This is a genomic window from Curtobacterium sp. PhB115, from assembly GCF_003752025.1.
Classification (GTDB): domain Bacteria; phylum Actinomycetota; class Actinomycetes; order Actinomycetales; family Microbacteriaceae; genus Curtobacterium.
This window is the reverse complement of the sequence record NZ_RJKR01000007.1, coordinates 196,779-220,762: the sequence shown is the minus strand read 5'-3', so window position 1 is coordinate 220,762 and position 23,984 is coordinate 196,779. Positions and strand designations below refer to the sequence as shown.

Genomic DNA, 23,984 nt, shown 5'->3' with positions numbered 1-23,984 from the left:
AGATGCTTGACGGGACGACTGGGGACGTCGAGTCGGAACTCGGACTCGTGAGAAGGAGGCCCGTCGTGGGCCGCGGCGAGAGGTGGGAGCCCGCTGCGGCCCACGCCGGGGTCACCTGGACGCGAGCATGTCCTTCATCTGGGTGATCTGCTTGGTCTGGCTCGACACGATCGACTTCGCCAGAGCAACGGCGTCGGTGTTCGTGCCCTCGTCGGCTTCGGTCGTAGCCATGTCGACGGCGCTGGTGTGGTGCTCGATCATCTGCTCGAGGTAGAGCTTCCCGGCGTCCGCCGCGGACGCCTTCTCGAGCGCGTCCATCTCGCCGCCGGACATCATCCCCCCGGACATAGAGGAGTGATCCATCCCGGACATGCTCGACGTGGTGGTGGGCTCGCCCCACGCCTTCAACCAGCCGGTCATCGTCCTGATTTCCGGCGCCTGCTCGGCCTTGATCTGCTTCGCGAGGCTGGTGACGTCGGGGGCGACGTCGGAGCCCTTGTCGAGGAGCATGTCGCTCATCTCGATCGCCTGCTGATGGTGTGCACGCATCTCCTGCGTGAACGTGACGTCTTGATCGTTGTGCTTCAACGCGGCCGACGTCGAGGCGGACGTCTTGTCCGCGGAGCTGTCGGTATTGCTGGTGGAGCATCCGGCGAGGGTGAGACCGACCGTGAGGGCGGCGGCGGCCGCGAGGGCGCGCGTAGTGGTGGTGTGCATTGATCCGTTCCCATGAATACGTCAGTGATGCCGGGCGGGCACGACGCCCGCCCGGAGTTTCCGGGCATGCAGGAGAACCCCGGTGGGGGCTCCCGCGCGGGACGGATCAGATCCGGATGATCTGCAACGCCGACAATGACGGCGGTTTCGGGACGGCGACACGTCGAGCGACGTGATCAGCCAAGGCAAGCAGGCGGGCGAGGAGGTAGAGGATCCCGCCCGCCCTGGCTCGCAGGAGCGCCCACGCGAACAGCGCGATCGCCACCGCGCACGCCATCCCCATCAGGGAACACATCAGCGCACACAGGCCACCGTCGCAGCCGGCGTCGCTGAGCACCGTCATCACTGTGCTCGCCGGTGCGGCCGCGTGGGCGGCGTGCCCGGTGGCCGCATGCTGCTCAGCCGAGGCGGCCCCCGGCGTGACCATCGTGTGGTCGTGGCTGGATGCGCGGCTGAGCATGCTGTGCATCAGGACCGTGAACCCGACCAGCAGCAGCAACGTCAACACCGCCGTGGCCTGCAGGAGCAGGCGACGACGAGGCGTCGAAGCGGTGGTGAGCATTCGGAGTTCCGTGCTGGTCGGTGGTCGTGAGGGCTTCCATGGTGCGGGAGCGGCGCTGGGAGTACAACCCGCTTGGCACTTGCCGCGAGGGAGTGTGGGAACATCCCGCGGCGTTCGGCGTTACAGGACTACGGTACCCCCTGGGGGTATACAACGAGATGTTGGTTGGCCGACAGGAGGAGCGACATGAGCAGCCATGAACACGACACCATGACCCAGCACGGTGGGGGCCGTGGGGCAACGACGTGGTCGATGGCAGCGCAAGCGACGCTGCACTGCCTCACCGGCTGCGCGATCGGTGAAATCCTCGGCATGGTCATCGGCACCGCTACCGGCCTGCACAACACGGGCACGATCATCCTGTCGATCGTGCTGGCGTTCATCTTCGGCTACGCCCTCACCATGCGCGGCGTCATCCGGTCCGGGCTGAGCTTCTCCGCTGCGTTCAAGGTTGCCCTCGCCGCGGACACGGTGTCGATTGCCGTGATGGAGATCATCGACAACACCGTCATTGTCGCAGTCCCCGGCGCGATGGACGCGCAGCTGAACGACTGGCTATTCTGGGGCTCCCTGGCGTTCTCCCTCGTCATCGCGTTCATCGTGACGACCCCGGTGAACCGGTGGATGATCAGCCGCGGCCTCGGCCACGCCGTCGTCCACGGCCACCACTAACACCCCCGAATGAACCGCGGCGTGATGACGGCTAGTATCTGCGTGTGCACGTAGATACGAAGCCATGCGGTCTCAGCCCAGAGTCGGAGTACGTCGAGCTCGCGGCAGAGGTGTTCGCGATGCTCGCGGACGCGACCCGCGTGCGGATCATCCTGGCGCTCCGCAACGCGGAGGAGATGTCCGTGAACCACATCGCAGACGTGGTCGACAAGAGTCCTGCCGCGGTGTCGCAACACCTGGCGAAGCTGCGGCTCGCTCGGATGGTGTCCACCCGCCGCGAGGGCACGACCGTGTTCTACCGGCTGACTGACGAGCATGCGTCCGAACTGGTGATCGATGCGGTGAAGCAGGCCGAGCATGTTGTCGGTGCAGCGCCCCACCACCGAATCGAACGGGCGCAGGCGCCGGCATGAGGACCGCGCTGACGAACCGTGGCGTGCAGGCGGCACTGGTCTCCGCCGTCCTCTTCGGTGCTGGCACCCCGTTCGCCAAGCTGCTCCTCGGGGACGTCAGCCCATGGATGCTCGCCGGGCTGCTCTACTGCGGGTCCGGACTCGGCCTGACGCTGCTCCGTGTGGTCCGACGTGCACCTCGCGTGCGTCTGGCGCGCGCCGACGTGCTGCCATTGGCTGGGGCGATCGCCGCGGGTGGAGTCGCCGGCCCGGTCCTGCTGATGCTCGGACTGGCGAACATGCCCGCGTCCGGCGCTTCGCTGCTCCTCAACGCGGAAGGGGTGTTCACCGCAGCGCTGGCATGGTTCGTGTTCCGTGAGAACTTCGACCGCCGCATCGCGTTCGGGATGATCGCGATCGTCGCCGGCGCCGTCGTGCTCAGCGTCCCATCGGGAGCGAACCTCGGGTCGCCGTGGCCGTCACTGGCGATCCTCGGCGCGTGCCTGTGCTGGGGACTGGACAACAACCTCACCCGGAAGGTGTCCCTCACCGACGCGACCTGGCTCGCCGCGGTCAAGGGCGTCGTCGCCGGCCCGGTGAACCTCGCCCTCGCCTTCGCACTCGGCGCGACCCTTCCCGCCTGGCCCGCAGTCAGCGGCGCGCTGGTCGTCGGGTTCTTTGCCTACGGGGTCAGCCTCGCGCTGTTCATCGTCGCGATGCGCCACGTCGGCACCGCGCGGGCGGGCGCGTACTACTCGATCGCCCCGTTCTTCGGCGCGGTCCTCGCCTTCGCGTTCGGGGACCAGATCACGTGGCCGTTCCTGGTCGCCGGGATCCTGATGGCGATCGGGGTGTGGCTACACCTCACTGAGCGGCACGAGCATGAGCACACGCACCAGCCGATGACGCACGACGACTGGCACACCCACGATGAACACCACCAGCACGACCACGACAACCCCGTCCCAGCCGGCACCTGGCACAAGCACGAACACCACCACGAACAGCTCACCCACACGCACGAGCACTACCCGGACGCACACCACCGGCACACCCACTGACGCCATCGCTCCCCGTGGTTCGTTCCTCGGCGCCAGGGAGGCCGCGGGCACCAACAAGTGCTCTGCGGTGACACCGCCAGGTAGCGACCTGACAGCAACCACTGTATGGTCATCGCATGCTGACCAGTGCTTCTCGTGTCGACGTGATGAACCGGCTGGGCCGGGCGATGACGGATCGGACCCGATCGCGCATCCTCCTCGAGCTGCTGGATGGCCCTGGATACCCGGGGCGCCTCGCGGAGACGCTGGGTCTGACGCGGTCGAACGTGTCAAATCACCTGACGTGTCTGCGTGGGTGCGGCATCGTCGTCGCTGTCCCAGAGGGACGGTCAACCCGATACGAGATCGCTGACCCGAACATCGGGACGGCGCTGCATGCCCTGCTCGACGTCGTCCTCGCCGTCGATGACGGCGTGGACTGCGTCGACGACGACTGCGACGTTCCGATCGACTGCGCGGTGTCGGCATGACCGCTACGAACCTCTCCGTGACACTACGACCGGACCGGAAGAAGGTCCTGCAGCGACGCATCCGGTGGATCGTCGCCGCGACGATCACGTACAACGTCATCGAAGCGATCATCGCGATCGCCGCCGGCACGGTGTCATCGTCGACGGCGCTGATCGGGTTCGGTCTCGACTCGATCGTCGAGGTGCTCTCTGCCGCCGCCGTCGCGTGGCAGTTCGCCGGCCCAGACCCCGAAGCCCGTGAGCGGGTCGCGTTGAAGGTGATCGCGGTGTCCTTCTTCGGCCTCGCGCTCTACGTCACCATCGACGCCATCCTGAGCCTGACCGGGCTCCGCTCCCCGGAGCACTCCACGGTTGGCATCATCCTGACGGCGGTGTCGCTGCTGGTGATGCCCGGATTGAGCCTGTTCGAGCGCCGCACCGGGAAGGAGCTCGGATCCGCGTCCGCCGTCGCGGACTCGAAGCAGACCCTGATCTGCTCCTACCTCTCCGCCGCAGTCCTGATCGGACTGCTGCTGAACACCCTGCTCGGATGGGCCTGGGCGGACGCGGTCGCCGGCCTCGTGATCGTCGTGTTCGCCGTCCGGGAGGGCCTGGAAGCGTGGCGCGGTGAAGCGTGCGCCGTCCCCGCCTCGGTACTCACCGGGGAACGGGAACACCACGACGACCACGACCACTGCTGCTGACACCGCCTGACCGACGGAGAACCGGATGACGCACGAACACGCTCACGGCAGCACCACAAACCGGAAGCGGCTGGTGATCGCGTTCGCGATCACCAGCACGGTCCTCGTCGCCGAAGTCATCGGAGCGATCTGGACGGGGTCCCTGGCGCTGCTGGTTGACGCGGGCCACATGCTCACCGATGCAGGCGGGCTCGGTGTCGCACTGCTCGCGACGACCCTCGCGATGCGGCCCGCCACCTCCCGCCGCACCTGGGGGTATGCACGAGCGGAGGTCCTTGCCGCGACTGCGCAGGCTGCGGTCCTGCTCGCGGTGGGGCTGTTCGTCCTCGTCGAAGGCATTCAACGCCTGGTCACGCCGCCGGAGATCCCGTCCGCGGGACTGCTGATCTTCGGCATGATCGGGCTTGCCGGGAACCTCGTATCGATCCTCGTCCTCGCCTCCGGGCGCGGCGCGAACCTGAACCTGCGGGCCGCGTTCCTCGAGGTCGTCAACGATGCGCTTGGTTCGGTCGGCGTCATCATCGCCGCGATCGTCATCTCGATTACCGGTTGGGGCGGCGCAGACGCGATCGCCGCGATCCTCATCGGCGTGCTGATCCTGCCGCGTGCGTTCGTGCTGCTGCGGGACGCGGTGAACGTGCTGCTGGAAACCACGCCCGCCGGTCTCGACCTCGACGACGTCCGCACCCACCTGGAAGCGCTCGAGCACGTCGAAGCGGTCCACGATCTCCATGCCTCCCAGATCGCGTCTGGGCTTCCCATCCTCACCGCGCATGTCACCGTCGCCGGTGGCTGCTTCCGCGACGGCCACGCACCGGAGATCCTTGACCAGCTGCAGGCGTGCGTTGCCGAGCACTTCGACGTCAGTGTCGAGCACTCGACGTTCCAACTCGAGCCCGCTACCCACCGGGAACACGAACACACCCCGCACGCCTGAGCTGTGCGACTTGACAGCATCGGTGACAATGGATGCGGCCGTATCGGTACGGCCGCCACTCTCATGACGACACTTCGCCACCTCCCGCTCCGGCTGCTCCGCGCAGTCACCGCGGTCGTCGCTGCAGTCCTGCTGCTGCTCGGTGCCGTCACGCTGCAGAACAACGCAGCCCACACCGACACCGCCGCCGCAACCCTGACCGCAGCGCCGGCCAGCGCTGCGGCTCTGGGGCACGTGGAGTCGCCGACGGTGCATGTCGACGCCCACGACGGTGTCGGTGGGATTTTCTGCGCCCTGCTCGGGCTCGTCGCGTTGGTCATCACGACGGCGATCGCGATTGCGCTCGCGAGTCGGATCGGGCAGAACCAGCGACCGTTGTTCGCGCTGTCTCGGGTCCTCGCACGAGTGCGGCCACCTGGAACGTTCGAGCGGTGGTCAGCGGTCTCGCTGACCGGGCTCGCGATCGCCCGCATCTGATCAGCCTTCCGGGCGGCCCCGATCATCGGGGTCGTCAGCCGTGCCTGCCCGCACTCGCCCCCGGAATTGCCTGATCGGAACCGTGACCACCACCATCCCCACCCCAGCCACGTCCACACACCTCACTCGCCGCGCTGCCCTCGAGGCCGAACGCGCGGCAGCGCGACGCCCAAGCCGCCCCACGCGCACCACCTCACCGAATCTCGCGGCCCCAACCAGTCCGATGACCCGCCGCCGACCTGCGGCGCCCTCCCTGGTCGCATCGACCGGCGCTGCCGCCGTCCTCGTGCTTTTCGCCTCCGCGGCGCTTCCCGCGCATACCGCCGCAGCAGGCTCGCCGGACGCGGTGATCGCACCGGCCGCCGCCGGGCAGAGTCTCACCGTCGCCGCATCAGCGCTCGATCCGTCCCAGCAGCGTGACGGTTTCACCGTCACCACCCCCGCTGCGGCTGCTCAGCCAGGCTCGGCACCACTGGCCGATGTGTCGGCGGCCGGGACGGTGCAGTGGCCGTTCCTTGGTGGTGCCCCGTTGAGTTCGGGCTTCGGCTACCGGGTGGCGCCGTGCGCCACCTGCTCGACGAACCATCAAGGGTTCGATCTCGTGCCCGGCGCTGGCACCCCGATCCAGGTCGTCGCGGATGGTGTTGTCCGGATCGCTGGCCGGCACTCCGAGTTCGGCCAGTACGCCGTCATCGACCACCGCGTCAACGGCCGACTGGTGTCGACCCTGTATGCGCACATGATCATCGGCTCCTCCCCGCTGTCCGCCGGCCAGTCGGTCGCCGCTGGCGACCTCGTGGGCCTGGTCGGGTCCTCCGGCCGCAGCACGGGAGCACACCTGCATTTCGAGGTGCACGCCAACGGCACCACTCCGATCGACCCCGCCACCTGGCTGCGCAGCAACGCCGCCGCCACCTCCTGACGAAAGGCCCCCCGTGCGTCTGCGCGCTCTCACCCTGACCATCCTCCCGATCGCTCTCGCCACGACGCTGCTCGTCCCCGCCGCCCCGGCCGCAGCGCACGACGCCCTCGCCTCGGCAACACCGGCCGCGGACAGCACCGTTTCCGGCGACCTCGACCGGGTCACCCTGACGTTCTCCGAAGCCCCGCTCGCGGGCCTGGAATCCGGCCTCGTGATCAGCGTCACCGGACCCGACGGCGCCGAAACCTCAACCGGCACAGTCCGCGTCGATGGCAGCACCCTCACCAAGCCCGTCGACCTCACCAAGCCCGGCCGGTACAACCTCGGCTGGCGCAGCGTCTCCGTTGACGGGCACCCCATCTCCAGCACCTACCAGTTCACCTCCACTGGAGCACCGGCTGCACCAAGCAGCGCCCCCGCCAGCACGCCGACCGCGCCAGCGACCCCGGAGCCGGCAGCTGCCACCGAGCCGTCCGCTACCCCTGCGGCCGCAGCAGACACCGCTCGCGACACCGGTCCTGCAGTGTGGGTGCTCGCCGGGCTGACTGCCGTGCTGATCATCGCGATCATCGCCGTGCTGCTGATCACCCGGCGCCGACCGAAGCGCACCGAATGATCCGCCGCACCATGATCGCTGTGGTGACCGCGGCCGCCGTGGTCGGAACTGTGCTCCCCGCACCCTCCGCCGCGGCCGCCGCACCGGCACCAACCTGGGCCGACGTGCTCGCGGCCCGCGGCGATGAATCAGCCGCCAAGGCGAAGACGGCCGAACTTACTGCGCTCATCGCCACTCTCGAGGACGAGACCGCTGCAGCTGCCACAGCCGCCGATGCCCGCGGTACGGAGCTGCAGGAGGTCCAAGACGCTGCCGATGAGGCTGCCGGCCGCTACGACAAGCTCACCGAACAGGCTGCACGCGCACGCAAGGACGCCGCCGGCGCGGAAGAGCAGATTGCATCCTGGTCGGCGTACCTTTCCCGTTCCGCCGGACGCGACCTGTCCGTCAGTGTTGGAACCGATACCGGGAACCTCCTCGAGCGGCTCGGTACCGCGGCGAAGGTCACCGACACGATGAACGCCGCCCTCGAGGACGCCGCCACCCGTGCCGGCACTGCGGCCGCGCTCGGCCGGCAAGCCGCCACCGCACGAACAGCCCGCGATCGGCTCCGCGATGACGCCGCGGCTACCTTCCAAGCCGCGACTGCCGCCGCGGAACAGGCGGCGGCCGCCGAAGCGACGCAGCGCACCCGGAAGCGCGAGCTCACCGATCAGCTCGCCGTCCTCCGCAACCGGACCCTCAGCACCGAGGCCGCGTACACGGAAGCGGAACGCCGCCGCGCCGCGGCCGCCCGTGCCGCGGCAGCGGCAGCCGCCGCCCAGGCCGCGCAAGCACGCCCGCAGCCCGCGTCGAATCCGGGGGCAGTGTCGGCCTCTGGGTGGACGATGCCGATCACCTCCTACGAGTCGTACCAGTCGTACGGGAACCGCCTGCACCCCGTGCTCGGCTACTACCGCATGCACGCTGGCGATGACTTCGGCGCCCCCTGCGGCACTGGCCTCTACGCCGCATCGGCCGGCACCGTCATCTACGCAGGCCCGTACGGCGGCTACGGAAACCTCATCACCATCGACCACGGCAACGGCGTCACCAGCAACTACGCCCACATGTTCCCCGGCGGTGTGCTCGTCCGCACCGGTCAACGCGTCAGTGCAGGGCAGAACATCGCCGCCGTCGGCAACGCCGGCCTCTCCACCGGCTGCCACCTGCACTTCGAGATCCGTCAAAACGGTGCCGCCATCTCGCCCATGCCGTTCCTCAACGCCCGCGGCGTCTAACCCCTAGGAGCCCCGCCATGACCCGCAGTGCCCGTATCGGGATCACCTCCGGCATCATCGCCGGCGTCATTGTCCTCATCGTCGTGATCGCCGTCATCCTCCGTGTCAGCACACCCAGCACCGACACCTCGACCGCCGGGACCACGACCACGGCGCCTGCCGCGCCGCTCGTCCGCGACGACACCCACCTCCTCGGAACGCCCGGCACCAGCGGCGTCACCGTCGTCGAGTTCCTGGACTTCGAATGCGAAGCGTGCGGCGGCTTCTACCCCTACGTCGAACAGCTCCGGAAGGACTATGCCGGCGACGTGAACTTCGCGTTCCGCTACTTCCCCCTCCCCGGCCACGGCAACGCCCGCAACGCCGCCACCGCGGTCGAGGCAGCCGCCCGGCAAGACCAGCTCGAACCCATGTACCAGCGCCTGTTCAGCACCCAGAAGGAATGGGGCGAACGCGGAACCGACTCCCAAGCCGACCGATTCCGCGGATACGCCGAAGACCTCGGCCTGAACATGGACGAATACGACCGCGACGTTGCCAGCAAGAGTGTCCGCGACCGCATCCAGCAAGACGTTACCGACGGCGCCGCTCTCGGGGTGCAGAGCACCCCCTCGTTCTTCGTCGACGGTGAACTCGTGCAACTCAGCACCTACGACGACCTCGAACGAGCCATCACCACCGCGCTCGAACGGCAGGACGGCTGATGACGACCCGAAGTGGACAGGCGCACCATCTCCACCCGAACCGCCTCCGAGGCACGCTGACCAGCGCAGCAGCTCTTCTCGTCGCCCTAGTCGTCACGGGCTGCTCGGACAGCAGCAACGACGACCTCGCCGGACAGTACAAGTCCGGCACAACTCAGAACTATGTCTCCGGCGACGGCGCTGTGACCCAGGTGCCACCCGCCGGCCGAACCGACCCCATCAGCTTCGACGTGACCACCAGCGACGGCACCCGCTTCAACTCCGACGACCTCGCCGGCACCGTCGTCGTCATCAACTTCTGGTACGCCAGCTGCCCACCATGCCGAGCGGAAGCGAAGCACCTCAACGCCGTCAACGACCGCTTCCAAGATCAAGACGTCCAGTTCATCGGCGTCAACGTGCGCGATCAGCAGTCCACCGCTGACGCATTCGAGCGCCGCTTCACCGTCCGCTACCCGTCAGTCATCGACGCGAACGAAGGGCGCATGCAGCTGGCTCTATCGGGCCAAGTCGCACCAAATGCTGTCCCGACGACGATCGTGCTCGACACGAAGGGTCGCGTCGCGGCCCGCGTACTTGGTGCCATCGACGGCCCGGGCACACTTTCCGCGCTCGTTACCGACGAGCTCAACACCTAGGTCCCGCACCCGCGCCGCGGTCGAGCGAACCTTCAGGTGTTGACCATGCTCACCCTCGACGGAATCAGCCACGGCACCACCCGCACGTAGATGATCATGCCGACGAGCTCGACGAGGGTCTGGGTCACCACGACGACGGGCGCGAGCCCGAGGTCGGCTGGGAGTGCGAGGGCAAGCGGGAGGACGACGAGGGAGTTCCGCGTCGCGCCGCTGAACACCAGTGCACGCCAGCTGGGGACGTCGAGCCTGGCCATCTTGCCCGCGGCCATCCCGAGTGCGGCCATCACCACCAGGAACGCCCCGTAGACGGGCACCAACACGATGAGTCGACTGACGTTGTCTGCGACCGCTCCCGCCTGTGAGGCGACGACCACGAACAGAGTCGCCATCATCAGCGGCACCATCAGACCCTGCATCACCCCCTCGACACGCCGGGCGATCCGCGTCCGCTTCGCGAGTGCCTGCGTCGCCGCCGCTGTAGCCAGCGGCAAGACGATCAGGACGAGGAACGCTTCGACGAACGGTCCGATCTCGACTGCGGCAACCCCGGTGGGGCCGATGAACAGCAGCAAGTAGACGGGGAGCAGCAGGATCTGCACCAGCATCAGGAGGGGTGCCGCCGCGAGGAGTCGCGCGGACGCACCGCCGGCGAGGCCGGAGAACACGATGACGTAGTCGATGCAGGGTGTCAGCAGCACCAGCAGCACGCCGAAGAGCAGTGGCGGGTCGCCGGCAACGAACCTGGACAGGGCGAACACCACGACCGGCACGACGATGAAGTTCAGCACGAGGACTGTGCCGAGGAAGCGAACGTCTCGGACCGCTCGTCCGATCGCGGCGAATGGCACCCCGAGGAACGTCGCGTAGAGCAGGAGGCCGAGGACGGGGTTGATACCGACCTCGAGGTGCTCCGCTCCGGGCAGCACTAGTCCTGCTCCGGCGCCGATGGCGATCGCGGCCAGGTAGAGCAGGATCTGGTGATCCTCCATGACGGAGACGAGCCGCTTCACCGGGACGCTCCGGCCGCATCGGGGGTGTGCACGAACGTTGACCCTAAACGTTCCAGTGCGCTGGAAGGTCAAGTCGTACGCTGCTGACGTGCGCATCTCGGAAGCCAGCCGCAGAACCGGTGTCGCTGCGACCACGCTGCGGTACTACGAGTCCCTTGGCCTGATTGGCAGCCGCCGGCTCGAGAACGGGTACCGCGATTACGACGACGCCGCGATCGAGCGGGTCGGGTTCATCCAGGCGAGCAAAGAGCTCGGCTTCTCCCTCGTCGACGTCGCCGAGCACCTCGTCACGGTTGACACCCGATCCTGCACGGACGTCCGCGACACCATGCGGCCAGTCCTCGCTCTACGTCTTCAGGAGATCGACGACAAGATCGCTCGCCTGCAGCAGTTGCGCGGGCGGTTGGCGCAAGCGGATCAGGACTTCGCCGGATGCCCGGACCGTGATGAGCACTGCAGCACGCAGTGCGTCATCGTCGACGGCATCGGGGCAACTGCTCGGCGTCCCCGGAGAAGGTAACCGCGCGGCCGAGGGTTAGCGCGTCGGTGCGGTGATGAGGCCGGCGAGGGTGTCGAGAGCACCTGGGACGAGCGAGAAGTACGCCCACGTGCCGCGCTTCTCACGGTGCAGGATGCCCGCATCGACGAGGACCTTCAAGTGGTGCGACACCGTCGGCTGGGACAGGCCGAGCGGCTCCTGCAGGTCACATACGCATGCTTCGGCTCCGTCGTGTGCGGCGACCATCGAGATCAGCCGGAGCCGTGCCGGGTCGGCGATCGCCTTGAGCGACTTCGCGAGGACCTCCGCGGATGCCTGGTCCATCGCCTCGGTGGTGACGGGCGAGCAGCACGCGGTGACGTCCTGGATGGGAAGCAGCTCGATCGTCATGGGCTCATCCTCCCACGGACTTCGACACGCGTCTATATTTGCGTTCATCGATATCGACGTGCTTCGATGTAGGCGCCGGGTTCCGGCTCCCGCTCGATCCGTGAAGGACCAGCCTGATGACTCACCTCCTCGCCGTCGGTGGCAGCGACGCCGGTATCGCCGCGGCGCTCCGCGCCCGTGAACTCGACCCGTCGACGGATGTGACGGTGGTGCTCGCGGACGAGTTCCCGAACTTCTCCATCTGCGGCATCCCGTACTGGGTGTCCGGCGACGTCGCCACGGAAGGGTCCCTCGCGCACCGCACCCGCGCGGACCTCGAAGCCGCCGGCATGACCGTCCGCTCCTCCACGTGGGCTTCCGCCGTCGACGTCGACCGTCGTCGCCTCATGGTTACCTGCCCCGGCGGCGAGGAGGAGATCTCCTACGACGAGCTGCTGGTCGGCACCGGCGCCGAGCCGGTGCGCCCGGCTGGGGTCCCGTTCGGTGAACCGGGCATCCACCTACTGCACTCCATGACCGATGCGGAACAGGTCGTCGCTGCCCTCGAGCTGCTGCCGGCAGGGAGCCCGGTCGCGGTCGTCGGCGCCGGCTACATCGGCCTGGAGATGACCGAAGGGCTCGTCGCCCGTGGGTTCGACACGACACTGATCCAGCGCGGCCCGGAAGTGCTCTCCACCCTCGACCCGGAACTCGGTTCCCTCGTCACCGCGGAAGTCCGCCGCCACGGCGCAACCGTCCTGACGGGTTCCACCGTCACTGGGATTACCCCGGCAGGCGGTGGGCAGTGGCGCGTCGCCACCAGCTCGACCTCCGGTGACGCGGAGGGCACGTTCGCGCTCGTCGTGGTCTGCGTCGGTGTCCGCCCGGTCACGGACCTCGCCGTCGCCGCCGGCGCCCGGCTGGGCCACGCCGGCGCGATCGTCGTCGACGAGTCCATGCGCACCGGGGTGCCGCACGTGTGGGCTGCCGGTGACTGCATCGTGACGCACCATCGCCTCCTCGGCACCACCTGGTTGCCGCTCGGGACGACGGCGCACAAGCAGGGCCGCGTCGCCGGGGAGAACATGCTCGGCGGCAGCAAGGTCTTCGCAGGTTCCGTGGGGACGCAGGTGGTGAAGGTGTTCGACCTCGTCGCCGCCCGCACCGGCCTCCGCCAGCACGAGACCGGCCCACTGGACGTGTCTCCGCTGACGCGGGTGACGGTGGCGGATGACCACAAGCGGTACTACCCGGGCGCCGTCCCGCTGACGATCAGCGTCACCGGCGACCAGGCCACCGGTCGGCTCCTCGGCGCGCAGATCGTCGGGCAGCGCACTGCGGAGATCAGCAAGCGCATCGACACGTTCGCCACCGCCCTCCACGCGGAACTCACCGTGGACGACGTCATCGACCTCGACCTCTCCTACACGCCGCCGCTCGGGTCCCCGTGGGACGCTGTGCAGGTGGCCGCGCAGGGCTGGGAACGCGCCGCCGCCGCGGCGAACCAGGCTGCAGTGAATCAGGCCGGGGTGACCGCCTGATGGTGTTGGCTGTGGTCGCGGCGGCGATCTTCGTCGCGACGCTCGTGGTGGTGATCTGGCAGCCCAAGGGCTTCCCGATCGGGTACACCGCGCTCATCGGCGCCGTCATCGCCCTCGCCACCACCGTCGTCGGCCTCTCCGACATTCCGACCGTTGTCGGGATCGTGTGGAACGCGACGTTGACGTTCGTCGCGGTGGTGTTGATCTCGTTGATCCTCGACGAGGCCGGGTTCTTCGAGTGGGCAGCGCTCCACGTCGCCCGCTGGGGTCGCGGCAACGGCTGGCTGTTGTTCGTCCTGATCGTCGGCCTCGGCGCGGTCATCGCGGCGGTGTTCGCCAATGACGGTGCCGCGTTGATCCTCACCCCGATCGTCGTCGGGATGCTCCGGGCACTGAACATGCCGCAGAAGGCGGCGCTCGGGTTCATCCTCGCCACGGGGTTCATCGCGGACACCGGCAGCCTGCCGCTGGTGGTGTCGAATCTGGTCAACATCGTCTCCGCTGACTACTTCCACCTCGGCTTCGCCGAGTACGCCGCCGTCATGATCCCCGTCGGCATCGTCTCCGTCTTGGCCTCCCTCGGCATGCTGCTGCTCTACTTCGGTAGGAGCATCCCGAAGCGGTACGACGTCCTCGCCCTCACCAGCCCCACCGCCGCGATCACGGACCGGGCGACGTTCCGCGCCGGTTGGGTCGTCCTCGCCCTGCTGCTCGTCGGCTACTTCGCCGCCGACCCACTCGGTGTGCCCCTCGCGGCCGTCGCTGGCGTCGGGGCGGTCGTGATCGTGCTCGTTGCCGCCCGGCAGCCCGCGTTCCTCTTCGCCCGCGCGGAGGCTGCACCGGTCCTGGTCACCACCGGCGGCACCGCCACCGTCCGTGCCGCCGGTGGCGGTGCGGGGGCGGCGTCGGGGCGGGTGATTCCGGTGTGGAAGACGATCCGGGAGGCACCGTGGCAGATCGTGCTGTTCTCCATCGGCATGTACCTCGTCGTCTACGGCCTGCAGAACCAGGGGCTCACCGACTACCTCGCGAAGCTGTTTGACGTGTTTGGTGACCACGGGGTCCTCGTCACGGCGCTAGGCGTCGGGTTCACCATCGCGATCCTCGCATCGCTGATGAACAACATGCCCACCGTCCTCATCGCCGCCCTTGCCATCGGCGGTGCCGGAGCGACCGGGCTCACGCACGAGGTGATGGTCTACGCCAACGTCATCGGCTCCGACCTCGGCCCGAAGATCACGCCCATCGGCTCCCTCGCGACGCTGCTGTGGCTGCACGTACTGGAGAAGAAGGGCATCCACATCGGGTGGGGGCAGTACTTCCGCACCGGCATCATCCTCACCATCCCCGTCCTCGCCATCACCCTCGCCGCCCTCGCCGGCTGGCTCACCCTCATCCACTGAACCCGGAAAGACACACACTCATGAGTGACAAGCCCACGATCCTGTTCGTCTGCGTCCACAACGCCGGACGCTCCCAGATGGCCGCCGGCTACGCACAGGCCCTCGGCGGCGACCGCGTCGAGGTCCTCTCCGCCGGCAGTGCGCCGAAGGACCAGATCAACCCGATCGCGATCCAGGCGATGGCCGAAGACGGCATCGACATCGCCGGCAACCAGCCGAAGATCCTCACCACCGACGCCGTCCGCGACTCCGACGCCGTGATCACCATGGGCTGCGGCGACGCCTGCCCGATCTTCCCCGGCAAGCGGTACGAGGACTGGGAACTCACTGACCCCGCCGGCCGCGGCATCGAGGACGTCCGCCCCATCCGCGACGACATCAAGCACCGCGTCCAGACGCTCCTCAACGAGCTGCTGCCCGCCGAAGCAACCGCGTAACGACCAGGAAGCCGCAGACCATGACGCTCACCCTCACCGTCCCACCCCGGACCGACGCGGACCGCTTCACCGGACTCCCCGTCGCCGTCATCGGCGCCGGCCCCGTCGGACTCGCCGCGGCCGCGCACCTCCTCGAGCGCGGCCTCGACGTCGTCGTCTACGAAGCCGGGCCCGCCGTCGGGACGAGCGTCCGCGCGTGGGGGCACACGCGCCTGTTCTCCCCGTGGCAGTACGTCATCGACCCTGCCGCGCAGCGTCTCTTGGAAGCCACCGGCTGGGAAGCACCCCGGGCATCATCCCTGCCCACCGGCCAGGACCTCGTCGACACGTACCTGGCGCCCCTGGCTGCGACCCCGCAGCTCGCACCGGTGATCCAGTACGGCACCCGCGTGGAGGCAGTGTCACGGCAGGGGATGGACCGCACCCGCTCCACCGGCCGCGCCGACACCCCGTTCCTGCTCCGCCTCTACACCGCCGACGGCGTCACTGACGTGACTGCGCGTGCGGTCGTCGACACCTCCGGCACCTACACGTCCCCGAACCCCCTCACTGCCGCTGGGCTCGCACCCGCCGCGGACCTCGGCGACCGAGTCGTCCACGCGCTGCCCGACGTCCTCGGTGTTGACCGCGCCCGATTCGCCGGACGACGGGTCCTGGTCGTCGGTGCCGGCCACTCCGCGGCGAACACGCTCATCAAGCTCGCCAGCCTCGCAAAGACCGCGCCGGGTACCGACGTGCTGTGGGCTGTCCGGAACGCTGGCACCGCCCGGCTCGGCGCCGACGCCGCCGACGGGCTCGCCGCCCGCGGGCAGCTCGGGTCCACCGTCCACGGGCTCGTCGAGTCCGCTCAGGTGCAGCAGATCGCGTCGTTCGAGATCGATGACGTCCGGCCCGACGGCGATCAGGTCACCGTCGTCGGTCGACGTGCCGGCGAGCCCTTCGTGGTGACCGTCGACGTGATCGTGAACGCGACCGGGTTCCGACCCGACCTGGACATGCTCCGAGAGATCCGCCTGGGCCTCGACGATATCGTCGAAGCTCCCCGGGCGCTTGCACCGCTGATCGACCCGAACCTGCACTCCTGCGGGTCCGTGCCCCCGCACGGCGTCGCCGAGCTGGCGCACCCGGAGCCGAACTTCTTCATCGCCGGGATGAAGTCCTACGGCCGCGCACCCACGTTCCTGCTCCTCACCGGGTACGAGCAAGTCCGCTCCATCGCCGCCGAACTCGCCGGCGACCACACCGGAGCGCGACAGCTCGAGCTCGTCCTCCCCGAAACGGGCGTCTGCTCCACCGACATCGGCGGCAGCTCCTGCTGCACCACCCCAGCCGCCACCGTCACTCCTGCCGCTGACGACGCTGCCTGCTGCACTACGCCTGCGCCGTCTACTGACAGCACCTCGTGCTGCACCAACTGACCGGGAGTGGCAGCCATGACCACGAAGCCCACCGTCCTGTTCATCTGTAAACACAACTCCGGCCGCTCACAGCTCGGAGCAGCGCTCCTCGAAATCGCAGCACCCGACCGGTACACGGCCACCTCCGCCGGCGTCAGCCCCGCCGGCGAGGTGAACCCATCGATCGCCGCGACAGTGGGCGAGCTCGGACTCGACATCACCGGACGCGTGCCTCGGCGCGTGACGGCCGACCTGCTCGAGCACGCGGACATCGTCGTCCTCATGAAGCCCGGCCTCGAACTCCCCACCGAACCCCGCGGCGCGGTCCACGAGTGGTCCTTCCCCGACCCCACCTCCTGGTCGCCAGAGGACGTGCGCCCGATGCGGGACGCCGTCACAGAACGCATCGAACGAGAGCTCCTCAACCCGTAGTGACCAGGCCGTCCCGATAGGGAGCGAAGCCAGAAGCACGACACAGACCGAAGCTGCCTACTGTTGTACATCGCCAATGCCCGATGCATCGTGCTGTGGCGGGAGGGGGAAGTCATGCCAGAGGATCCAGAAGGGCAGGCGTTCGAGGACGCGCGAGCGCAGGTGCGCTGGATGATAGAGCAGCAAAACCGGCAGCCCAACGTCTTCACGGGGGTGAAAGATCGGGATCTGATCACGCTGATGGATCGGTTCGCGGGATCGCTCGAGTTCCACTCGATGTTGGTCGCCGGACAGCTGGTGGCCGAGGTGAGCCGTCGCCAGATGTGGGATGCGGTCCTGGAGCGACGGACCGCGATGCTGTCTCGTATGCACCCCACAGAGGATGTTTCGGCGCTGCGGGACAAGGCTCGGGCGTCGCTCGATCACTTCCGGAACGAGCACTTCCCGGTTGATCCCGACGTTTTCGGGGAGGACGGGTCAGATGCGGAGCGGGATTGGAACGGGTACATCCAGTTCTGACGTCGACATTCGTGAGGTCCGGCCTCCCCCTCCAGCGCGCTGTCTCGGGGCTTGGCCAGGTGCACCTGCCGCCCCATCAGGTCGGGGATATCGCGAGTGGGGCTGAGCAGGTCTTCGGTGCTGGAACTATCTCAAGCGCCGGGTCTCGAGTAGTTCTAGCAACGGCTGCACCCCGCGGCCCGCGGTTAGCCATTCGACGGGCGTCGCCGGTTCACCGTGGATGCGCGTGTACGGGTGTGGTGTGGTCATGAAGCCGAGGATCGACGTCGGGTGCATGTCGTCGTCGAAGGCTCCGGCCAACGTCGATAGGTGGTCCAGCACTGGGTGGTTCGGGTCGTCGGTGAACTGCCATGCCGGGAACCGAAGCTCGTCGTCGCATACGAACGCGAACAGGTCGCCGGACGCGAGGTGGGTGAGGACCCGTGCGGTGCCGGCATCCAGCCAGTCGGCCGCCTCCTCCAAAGTGAGGGAGGCGCTCATTGCGCGCTGCCAAGAGCGGCGTTCGGCTGCTGCGAGCTCTCCGCGTGCGACTGCACGCCTTCGCTGCTTCGTACCGCTCCCGGGTGCCGAACGCGGACTCGATGAGTGCGTCTTCCTCGTCTGGTCTGAGATCTCGGTGGGTTCGACGACGCGGAGGGTTGTGGCGCGGCCCGAAATCTCGACCGTCGGCGTGAACACCGATCAGTCGCGTGAAGGCGCCGTCTTGCCGCGGCGGGTCAAGATCGCGGTCCCGGGCAACCAACACCGCGTCGTCGGCATCCGCGAAGTCGATGGCGGCGGTGCTGCGGACGCTGTCGGGCAGGTCTTCACCCGTCAGGGCGGCGAGAGCAACACGTGCGCGTGCGCGTGCGATCTGAACGCGTGACGTCATCGGGCACTCCCGTTTTGTTCGACTTCTCGGTCCCACACAGACGCCGCCTGGAGGGAGGGGTGGGTCGAGGTCGGTTGCGAGAAGCGAAAGGGTGGAACCGTGTGCATCCGAGGTGTTCCTACTGCCAGCTCGCGGCTTCGAGATGGTCGAGGACGACCTGGACGTCGCCGCCGATCGTCAGCCACTCGACGGGTGTGAAGGACTCATCGGTCCCCTCGATCTCGAGGTCCGCGTTGTACATGAACCCGAGGATCGTGGACGGATGCTTCTGATCGCCCCACGCCGGCGTGAGTCGCGCGAGGCCGGGCAGGACAGGTATCGCTGGGTCATCGGTGAATTGCCACGCCGGGTACCGCAACTCACCGTCCCAAACAAAGGCGGTCACTTCCCCTACAAGGAGGAGCGCGTGCAGCTCAGCGTCGTTGATGCGCAACCAGTCCGCGGCTTCCTCGGCGGTCACCGCAGAGACGAGCCCCTCAAGTTCCGTGCGACGCTCCACGTTCTCCAGCTCGCCGCGGGCGACTTCGGCCTTCGACTCCTCGTACTCTTCGCGGGTCCAGCCGCCGAACCGGATGAGGAACTCCTCCTCCTCGAGTGTCGCTTGTCGGCCACGCGGACCTGTGGGTGGCTCAGCGACTCGGCCATAGTCGCGGCCGTGCGCGATTACACCGGCGAGGGAGTTGAAGCTCGATAGGGGGACGTTCACAGTGGTCGCCTCCGCCGCTTCAGCCGGAGTGTGGAGGCTGTTTCCCAGCCAACCTCACCGGTCACCCCGTCCTCCGAGTACGAGATCTTGGAGGCGTGAAGCAGACCCCTCGAGCACGAGCAGCAAGGTCCGCACCACCGGCCAAGGCGATCCGCCCACTATCAGATGTTCTCTTGGACTGCACCGCGCGCCGCCCCGCTGCAAGTGCGGGTCTTCGGAACACATCAGGCGAGCAACTAGTGCTGGCGGCGCGTCAGGCGGTACGCACTGCAGCACCGTCGGTAGAACATCGGAGATGAGCTCCAAAGTCTTGGCACCGGCGTCGATGAACTGCCACGAGGGGAACAGCAAGGCTCCAGCCCGCTCGAATCCCCAGAGCTGTCGAGAAGCCACGTCAGCCTGAAGCTCAAGGAGAGTGCTCCCCCGTCGTCGGGCCACGTCATCGGCCTGCAACACCGCCGCGTGTTCGATCGATATGGCTCGGACCAGCACGGTCATGAGATTTCGGTCGCTCAGCTCCGCTTCCCATTGGAACTCGTCACCGACCGCGCCGATCCACTGAAGGATGAGAGCTCGCTTCGCCGTTCCCAGCGGACTCGGCCGGTTGAGCGCCGTTAGCGATTCGGCGATCTGCTCAACCGTTGCGTCGAACTCGAGTCCAAGCGATTGGATGGCCGCCTCCAGCGCGGCGAGCGACATCTGACGCGAGGCGGCAGACCTCACCGGCGAAGGGGCCGCCTCTGATGCTTCCAACGCCACTTCCTCACCTGCCAGCCGCTCGCAACACGCCTCATGCCGCGTGCTGATTATAATCAGCACATGGGAGAAGGCGAGCGAGGCGCGGGTCCTGGTTCACCCCGCCTCACGATCGAGGCCACAACCGGTGCCAGAGTCGAACTCTCTTGGCTGGACGCGGTCGTGATCCCCGAGGCCGCGCGTATCGACTACCGAACAGTCGGCCGCCGCGGCGACTTCGTCGTCACCGTCGGAACTGCCGAGCTCGTCGCCGTCTGTGACCTCGACTCCGGCGAGTACGTCATCAGCGGACAGCTTGGAGGCGACGAATCGGCTGCGGCGCTGATGCGCGACCTACTGAGGCGCCGCCTTCAACACCTCCATGAAGCTCCCATCGAGTCACGGCAGCGCTTCGAGGGACGCCTCCGTTCCCTCGCCGACATGTCAGGCGGAACCTGGTTTGCTTTCGAAACGGTGTTCGACCTTTAACGTTCGGGTCGTCGCCACAGCTCGGTGTCGAGGGCGAGCTCAAGCCGAGCGAGCGTGGCGAGATCCGGCCAGGAACGACCGGCCAGAACACCGAGCAACGTTGTGTGGTGCACTCCAGCAGCCGTCGCGACCGCGCGCGTGCTCTGAGTTCCCATTGCCTCCCTCAGCCGCACCACGAAGGTACGAGCCGCTTCCGCGATCGCATCGTCGGCGGGAATCTCCGGCCAGGGCGCCGGCGCGAGCTCGAACGGTCGCTGTCGGGGAGTTCTGCTCACGCGTCCCAGCGTAGAGCGCGAAGCCACCTCAACCGACGGCCGGCAGTCGATCCATACCAGTCAAGGGCCGGATGCCGACCCAACGCCTGCGGCGCGAGGCGCCGGTCGATCGCGAAGGCGAGGGCCGGCGACACTCCGTGCGTTGCCCCGTGTGGGAGGCTTCGGGACCGGTCACTTGGCTCGGCCCGCTCGATAGGGCACGCTGCGAGCGAATGAGGCGAACCGGCCGAGAATCGGGTCTTGTGCTCTTGGCACCGGGCAGCGTATATTTCCTGCATTTAGTGCAGGATTCTACGAAGAGAGTTCGCATGGCAGGCGCGATACCAGGCGCGGTCCCGAGGCATCTGAAGGATCGCTCCGTTCAGCTGTTCCGGGCCGACGAGCGCGTGTTCGAAGCAATGGTCGACGGGTGGACAAGCCAGATGCTCGCGCGCGGCCTGCAGACCTCGTCGATCGAGCCAAAGCTCAGCCTCATCCGGAGGTTTCAGAACTACACCGGCACCTACCCGTGGTCGTGGGGACCGGCCGACCTCGACGAGTTCCTCGCGGAGCACCGCCTCGGTGAGCGCGCGTACGCCTTGTCGACGTTGCGGGCGTACAGCAATGCGATCGCAGCGTTCTGCGGGTACGTCGCGAACATCGCGTACGGCTGGGGGGACTACTGCGAGGCAATGTTCGGCGAGATCCCGGCGCAGATCGTCTTCGAGTGGAACTCCCCACGCCACACCGCTGACGATGCTCGGGATCCACGGCGACGCGCCTTCACTGTCTCGGAGCTGCAAGCCCTGTTCGACCACATCGACGATCAAGTGGACTTCGCTTACCGGAAGCGTCTGAAGCAGTGGCCGGCCTTGATGCGGAATTCGACGGCGTTCAAGGTCGGTTATGCGTTCGGGCTCCGACGTCGCGAGCTCGCGATGCTCGAAATCAGTGATTTTGGGCCCAACCCGCATGTTCCGGATTACGGCCTGTTCGGTGCGTTGACAGTGCGCTGGGGCAAGGGCACGAAGGGGTCCGGGCCGCGCCGACGCACTGTCTTGACGGTCCCCGAATTCGAGTGGGTAGTCCCACTCCTGTCGACCTGGCTTTCCCCCGGCCGCCGCGACCGGTTCAAGACCGCAGACCGGTCCAGCGCCCTCTGGCCAACCGAACGCGGCCGCGTCGCCGTCAGCACCGTCGGTGACGCCTTCGTAGCCCTCCGTCGCGCCGTCGGCTACGACGAAGGCCTGAACCTGCACTGCCTCCGGCACTCCTACGTCACGCACCTGCTAGAGGCTGGCTACGACGCAACGTTCGTCCAAACGCAGGTCGGTCACCGCCATGCCTCAACGACCAGTCTCTACACATCGGTCGGATCGGACTTCAAGCAGAAGATCCTGCAACAGATGATCTCCACCCGGATCGTCCAGCGAGAGGAACACCACGATGAGTGAGCAGCGACGAATCGGCTACCGCTGGAACCTCCGCACCCTAATGGCGCAGCACAACCTCTGGAAGAGCACCGAACTCGTTCCGTTGTTGCGAACCCGCGGCATCGACCTCTCGGAGAGCCAGGTCTACCGTCTCGTCACGGGCACCCCAGAACGGATCCCCGCTCGAACGTTCGCTGCGCTCTGCGACATCCTCGACTGCACCCCGAATGACCTCTTCGAGCCGTTTGTCGAGATGCGAGCAGCTGGCCGTGTAAACGCCCCCGGGCCGGGCGAGGAACCCCCCGCCATCAACGGTAACCCCGTGGCTCATCGGATCCGCCTCGCCGACGACCATGGCTAGGCCGAAGGCGCCCGAGGACGCAGATGCCTACGAGGCCTGCGGCCGCTGCGGCGAACACCGGCCCGTCGCCGCGCGTTGGCCGGACGGGCTCATCTGCCAGAACTGCTACCGGAAGGCGATCCGAACGTCGGGCACCTGCGCTGTCTGTGGGCACGTCGGCATCCTGCCCGGGACAGCCGACGACGGCCCGACCTGCCGCACATGCTCGGGCGTCCGGATCAACGTCGACTGCGTGCGTTGCGGCGCCGAGGACGAGCTCTATTCTCAGGGTCGGTGCTGGTCATGCGCGCTCTCCAACTACGTCGACACTGCCCTTTCCGCGCCGAACGGCGGCGTCCCCGCACAGCTCGAACCCTTGGCTGACGCCCTCAAGCGAATGCAGCGCGCAAACTCCGGGTTGACCTGGATTCGGCAGGACCACGTACAAGCCACGCTTCGGATGATCGCTACGAACGGGACCATCACACACGAGGCGATCGACGAGCTACCGAAATCGAGAACGCGGGACTTCGTCCGCGGTCTCCTGATCGAGCACGGCGTGCTCCCTCGACGCGATCACTACCTCGCAGCCTTCTCCGAGTGGCTGACACAGATCCCAAACCGCGTCGCCGACGACGAGCATCGTCGCCTGGTTGACCGATGGATCCGATGGAACTTCCTACGGAAGTTCCGCGCCATGGACGAAGTGCCTCGAAATGCATTCCTGCGCGCCAAGCAGTCGATCACGGTGGGCGTCGACTTCCTCAACTGGCTCACCGAGCACCACGTCACGTTCGTCGACACAACGCAGGGCGACGTCGACCGTTGGCTCACCAGCGGACCCTCAACGAGGCAGTTCATCGATCGGCTCATCCCTTGGGCGCAGAGCGCTCGGCTGATCAACCGGGACCTGATCGTTCCCCGACACCGCCGTGGAACCGCCCCGCGGATGAGCGCCTCCGACCAGGCCAGCGCCACCGAACGGCTCGTCCACACCGACGAACTCTCACCGCGAGACCGGGCGATCGGAATCCTGGTCCTCGTGTTTGGCCAGCAGCTCCGCAAGAGCCTCGAACTGCGATGGAGCGACATCACGGTCAACGAGGACACTGTCTGTGTTCGGCTCGGCTCCATCGACCTCGAACTGCCCCCGCCGCTGGATGCACCCTGGCGGGAGCTCCTCACAGAACCCGTGAACCTCCGCACCGCGTCACACCCGAGCAGCGACTGGGTCTTTACCGGTCAATCACCAGGACGACCGATTAATCCCGGTCACATTGCCACCCACCTACGCGACGTCTTCAGCGCTCGAGCCGCCCGCCTCGGAGCCCTGCACGAACTCAGCAAACTCGGCCCCGTCCCGATCGTCGCGGAGGCACTGGGCTACTCCCCCGAGACGATCGAAGCGCACCGCGTCGACTCCGGTTCCACCTACGCGCAATACGTCGGCGCGGTTAGGCGACAGCGCTTGTGAACGA

At 67.6% G+C, this 23,984-nt stretch carries 32 protein-coding genes; 24 read left to right on the top strand and 8 right to left on the bottom strand.

The window, feature by feature from the left end:
* Positions 1-111: 111 nt before the first annotated feature.
* Together EDF19_RS10555 and EDF19_RS10550 are read right to left on the bottom strand one after the other, a co-directional pair.
* Positions 112-717, bottom strand: a complete 606-nt coding sequence (locus EDF19_RS10555) for a DUF305 domain-containing protein (protein ID WP_123680842.1) — start codon at positions 715-717, stop codon at positions 112-114.
* Positions 718-823: 106 nt separating this feature from the next.
* Positions 824-1,279, bottom strand: coding sequence for a hypothetical protein (locus tag EDF19_RS10550; RefSeq protein ID WP_123680841.1), 456 nt, complete (start codon positions 1,277-1,279; stop codon positions 824-826).
* 186 nt (positions 1,280-1,465) lie between these two features.
* On the opposite strand from EDF19_RS10550, the gene EDF19_RS10545 reads away from it, so the two are divergent.
* From EDF19_RS10545 to EDF19_RS10490, 12 genes are all read left to right on the top strand, one after another.
* Positions 1,466-1,951, top strand: coding sequence for a DUF4396 domain-containing protein (locus EDF19_RS10545; protein ID WP_123680840.1), 486 nt, complete (start codon positions 1,466-1,468; stop codon positions 1,949-1,951).
* Positions 1,952-1,995: 44 nt separating this feature from the next.
* Positions 1,996-2,364, top strand: a complete 369-nt coding sequence (locus tag EDF19_RS10540) for a metalloregulator ArsR/SmtB family transcription factor (RefSeq protein ID WP_148071073.1) — start codon at positions 1,996-1,998, stop codon at positions 2,362-2,364.
* Positions 2,361-3,404 (top strand): DMT family transporter, encoded by a 1,044-nt coding sequence (locus EDF19_RS10535; protein ID WP_123680839.1) that lies wholly within the window; start codon positions 2,361-2,363, stop codon positions 3,402-3,404. Before EDF19_RS10540 ends, EDF19_RS10535 begins: the two co-directional genes overlap by 4 nt.
* Before the next feature lie 116 nt (positions 3,405-3,520).
* The gene (locus EDF19_RS10530) at positions 3,521-3,874 is read left to right on the top strand and encodes a helix-turn-helix transcriptional regulator (protein WP_123680838.1); all 354 of its coding nucleotides are present in this window, start codon (positions 3,521-3,523) and stop codon (positions 3,872-3,874) included.
* Positions 3,871-4,557 (top strand): cation transporter, encoded by a 687-nt coding sequence (locus tag EDF19_RS10525; protein ID WP_123680837.1) that lies wholly within the window; start codon positions 3,871-3,873, stop codon positions 4,555-4,557. Before EDF19_RS10530 ends, EDF19_RS10525 begins: the two co-directional genes overlap by 4 nt.
* A gap of 25 nt (positions 4,558-4,582) precedes the next feature.
* On the top strand, positions 4,583-5,494 hold the full coding sequence (locus tag EDF19_RS10520) for a cation diffusion facilitator family transporter (RefSeq protein WP_123680836.1): 912 nt from the start codon (positions 4,583-4,585) through the stop codon (positions 5,492-5,494).
* Positions 5,495-5,557: 63 nt separating this feature from the next.
* Positions 5,558-5,971, top strand: coding sequence for a hypothetical protein (locus tag EDF19_RS10515; protein WP_123680835.1), 414 nt, complete (start codon positions 5,558-5,560; stop codon positions 5,969-5,971).
* An 82-nt stretch (positions 5,972-6,053) separates the two neighbouring features.
* A complete protein-coding gene (locus EDF19_RS10510) occupies positions 6,054-6,893 on the top strand; it encodes a M23 family metallopeptidase (RefSeq protein ID WP_148071072.1) in 840 nt (279 codons plus the stop codon).
* Positions 6,894-6,906: 13 nt separating this feature from the next.
* Positions 6,907-7,509: a copper resistance CopC family protein gene (locus EDF19_RS10505; protein ID WP_185022782.1), complete on the top strand. Its 603-nt coding sequence runs from the start codon at positions 6,907-6,909 to the stop codon at positions 7,507-7,509.
* A gap of 11 nt (positions 7,510-7,520) precedes the next feature.
* The gene (locus tag EDF19_RS10500) at positions 7,521-8,729 is read left to right on the top strand and encodes a M23 family metallopeptidase (protein WP_123681012.1); all 1,209 of its coding nucleotides are present in this window, start codon (positions 7,521-7,523) and stop codon (positions 8,727-8,729) included.
* A 17-nt stretch (positions 8,730-8,746) separates the two neighbouring features.
* A complete protein-coding gene (locus EDF19_RS10495; RefSeq protein WP_123680832.1) occupies positions 8,747-9,433 on the top strand; it encodes a thioredoxin domain-containing protein in 687 nt (228 codons plus the stop codon).
* Positions 9,433-10,071: a TlpA disulfide reductase family protein gene (locus tag EDF19_RS10490; protein ID WP_123680831.1), complete on the top strand. Its 639-nt coding sequence runs from the start codon at positions 9,433-9,435 to the stop codon at positions 10,069-10,071. The genes EDF19_RS10495 and EDF19_RS10490 overlap by 1 nt, the downstream gene beginning before the upstream one ends.
* Positions 10,072-10,103: 32 nt before the next feature.
* On the opposite strand, the gene EDF19_RS10485 is transcribed toward EDF19_RS10490, so the two are convergent.
* The gene (locus EDF19_RS10485; protein ID WP_123681011.1) at positions 10,104-11,060 is read right to left on the bottom strand and encodes an arsenic resistance protein; all 957 of its coding nucleotides are present in this window, start codon (positions 11,058-11,060) and stop codon (positions 10,104-10,106) included.
* Between EDF19_RS10485 and EDF19_RS10480 the strand changes: the two genes are divergently transcribed.
* Positions 11,059-11,601, top strand: a complete 543-nt coding sequence (locus EDF19_RS10480) for a MerR family transcriptional regulator (protein WP_221180647.1) — start codon at positions 11,059-11,061, stop codon at positions 11,599-11,601. The genes EDF19_RS10485 and EDF19_RS10480 overlap by 2 nt on opposite strands.
* Positions 11,602-11,616: 15 nt before the next feature.
* Here EDF19_RS10480 and EDF19_RS10475 read toward each other — a convergent pair whose 3' ends face one another.
* Complete coding sequence (locus EDF19_RS10475) at positions 11,617-11,970, bottom strand: metalloregulator ArsR/SmtB family transcription factor (protein WP_123680830.1); 354 nt, start codon at positions 11,968-11,970, stop codon at positions 11,617-11,619.
* 116 nt (positions 11,971-12,086) lie between these two features.
* Here EDF19_RS10475 and EDF19_RS10470 point away from each other — a divergent pair, with 116 nt between their 5' ends.
* The 6 genes from EDF19_RS10470 to EDF19_RS10445 all read left to right on the top strand — a co-directional run bounded on the left by EDF19_RS10470 (position 12,087) and on the right by EDF19_RS10445 (position 17,678).
* Positions 12,087-13,490 (top strand): FAD-dependent oxidoreductase, encoded by a 1,404-nt coding sequence (locus EDF19_RS10470; protein ID WP_123680829.1) that lies wholly within the window; start codon positions 12,087-12,089, stop codon positions 13,488-13,490.
* Positions 13,490-14,893 (top strand): arsenic transporter, encoded by a 1,404-nt coding sequence (locus EDF19_RS10465; RefSeq protein WP_123680828.1) that lies wholly within the window; start codon positions 13,490-13,492, stop codon positions 14,891-14,893. Before EDF19_RS10470 ends, EDF19_RS10465 begins: the two co-directional genes overlap by 1 nt.
* A gap of 20 nt (positions 14,894-14,913) precedes the next feature.
* Positions 14,914-15,330: an arsenate reductase ArsC gene (locus EDF19_RS10460; RefSeq protein WP_123680827.1), complete on the top strand. Its 417-nt coding sequence runs from the start codon at positions 14,914-14,916 to the stop codon at positions 15,328-15,330.
* A 20-nt stretch (positions 15,331-15,350) separates the two neighbouring features.
* Positions 15,351-16,748, top strand: a complete 1,398-nt coding sequence (locus tag EDF19_RS10455) for an FAD-dependent oxidoreductase (RefSeq protein WP_123680826.1) — start codon at positions 15,351-15,353, stop codon at positions 16,746-16,748.
* Between the two features lie 15 nt (positions 16,749-16,763).
* Positions 16,764-17,159 carry a low molecular weight phosphatase family protein gene (locus EDF19_RS10450; RefSeq protein WP_123680825.1) on the top strand — a complete coding sequence of 132 codons (396 nt, stop codon included), beginning with the start codon at positions 16,764-16,766 and terminating at the stop codon, positions 17,157-17,159.
* 114 nt (positions 17,160-17,273) lie between these two features.
* On the top strand, positions 17,274-17,678 hold the full coding sequence (locus EDF19_RS10445) for a hypothetical protein (protein WP_221180646.1): 405 nt from the start codon (positions 17,274-17,276) through the stop codon (positions 17,676-17,678).
* A 126-nt stretch (positions 17,679-17,804) separates the two neighbouring features.
* Here the strand turns inward: EDF19_RS10445 and EDF19_RS10440 are convergent, their stop codons facing one another.
* Positions 17,805-18,158, bottom strand: a complete 354-nt coding sequence (locus tag EDF19_RS10440; protein ID WP_123680823.1) for a hypothetical protein — start codon at positions 18,156-18,158, stop codon at positions 17,805-17,807.
* 136 nt (positions 18,159-18,294) lie between these two features.
* Between EDF19_RS10440 and EDF19_RS10435 the strand changes: the two genes are divergently transcribed.
* On the top strand, positions 18,295-18,543 hold the full coding sequence (locus EDF19_RS10435) for a hypothetical protein (protein ID WP_148071070.1): 249 nt from the start codon (positions 18,295-18,297) through the stop codon (positions 18,541-18,543).
* A 124-nt stretch (positions 18,544-18,667) separates the two neighbouring features.
* On the opposite strand, the gene EDF19_RS10430 is transcribed toward EDF19_RS10435, so the two are convergent.
* Both EDF19_RS10430 and EDF19_RS10425 read right to left on the bottom strand, forming a co-directional pair.
* Positions 18,668-19,255, bottom strand: a complete 588-nt coding sequence (locus EDF19_RS10430) for a hypothetical protein (protein WP_123680821.1) — start codon at positions 19,253-19,255, stop codon at positions 18,668-18,670.
* 54 nt (positions 19,256-19,309) lie between these two features.
* Positions 19,310-20,008, bottom strand: coding sequence for a hypothetical protein (locus EDF19_RS10425; RefSeq protein WP_148071069.1), 699 nt, complete (start codon positions 20,006-20,008; stop codon positions 19,310-19,312).
* Between the two features lie 66 nt (positions 20,009-20,074).
* Here EDF19_RS10425 and EDF19_RS10420 point away from each other — a divergent pair, with 66 nt between their 5' ends.
* The gene (locus EDF19_RS10420; protein ID WP_148071068.1) at positions 20,075-20,479 is read left to right on the top strand and encodes a hypothetical protein; all 405 of its coding nucleotides are present in this window, start codon (positions 20,075-20,077) and stop codon (positions 20,477-20,479) included.
* On the opposite strand, the gene EDF19_RS10415 is transcribed toward EDF19_RS10420, so the two are convergent.
* On the bottom strand, positions 20,476-20,754 hold the full coding sequence (locus tag EDF19_RS10415; protein WP_216099621.1) for a helix-turn-helix domain-containing protein: 279 nt from the start codon (positions 20,752-20,754) through the stop codon (positions 20,476-20,478). The genes EDF19_RS10420 and EDF19_RS10415 overlap by 4 nt on opposite strands.
* Before the next feature lie 308 nt (positions 20,755-21,062).
* On the opposite strand from EDF19_RS10415, the gene EDF19_RS10410 reads away from it, so the two are divergent.
* Genes EDF19_RS10410 through EDF19_RS10400 form a run of 3 tightly spaced genes read left to right on the top strand, consistent with a single transcriptional unit; the run spans position 21,063 to position 23,980 of the window.
* A complete protein-coding gene (locus EDF19_RS10410; RefSeq protein WP_123680818.1) occupies positions 21,063-22,187 on the top strand; it encodes a site-specific integrase in 1,125 nt (374 codons plus the stop codon).
* Positions 22,180-22,527, top strand: a complete 348-nt coding sequence (locus EDF19_RS10405) for a helix-turn-helix transcriptional regulator (protein WP_071403793.1) — start codon at positions 22,180-22,182, stop codon at positions 22,525-22,527. Before EDF19_RS10410 ends, EDF19_RS10405 begins: the two co-directional genes overlap by 8 nt.
* The gene (locus tag EDF19_RS10400; protein WP_123680817.1) at positions 22,520-23,980 is read left to right on the top strand and encodes a Fis family transcriptional regulator; all 1,461 of its coding nucleotides are present in this window, start codon (positions 22,520-22,522) and stop codon (positions 23,978-23,980) included. Before EDF19_RS10405 ends, EDF19_RS10400 begins: the two co-directional genes overlap by 8 nt.
* Positions 23,981-23,984: the final 4 nt, after the last annotated feature.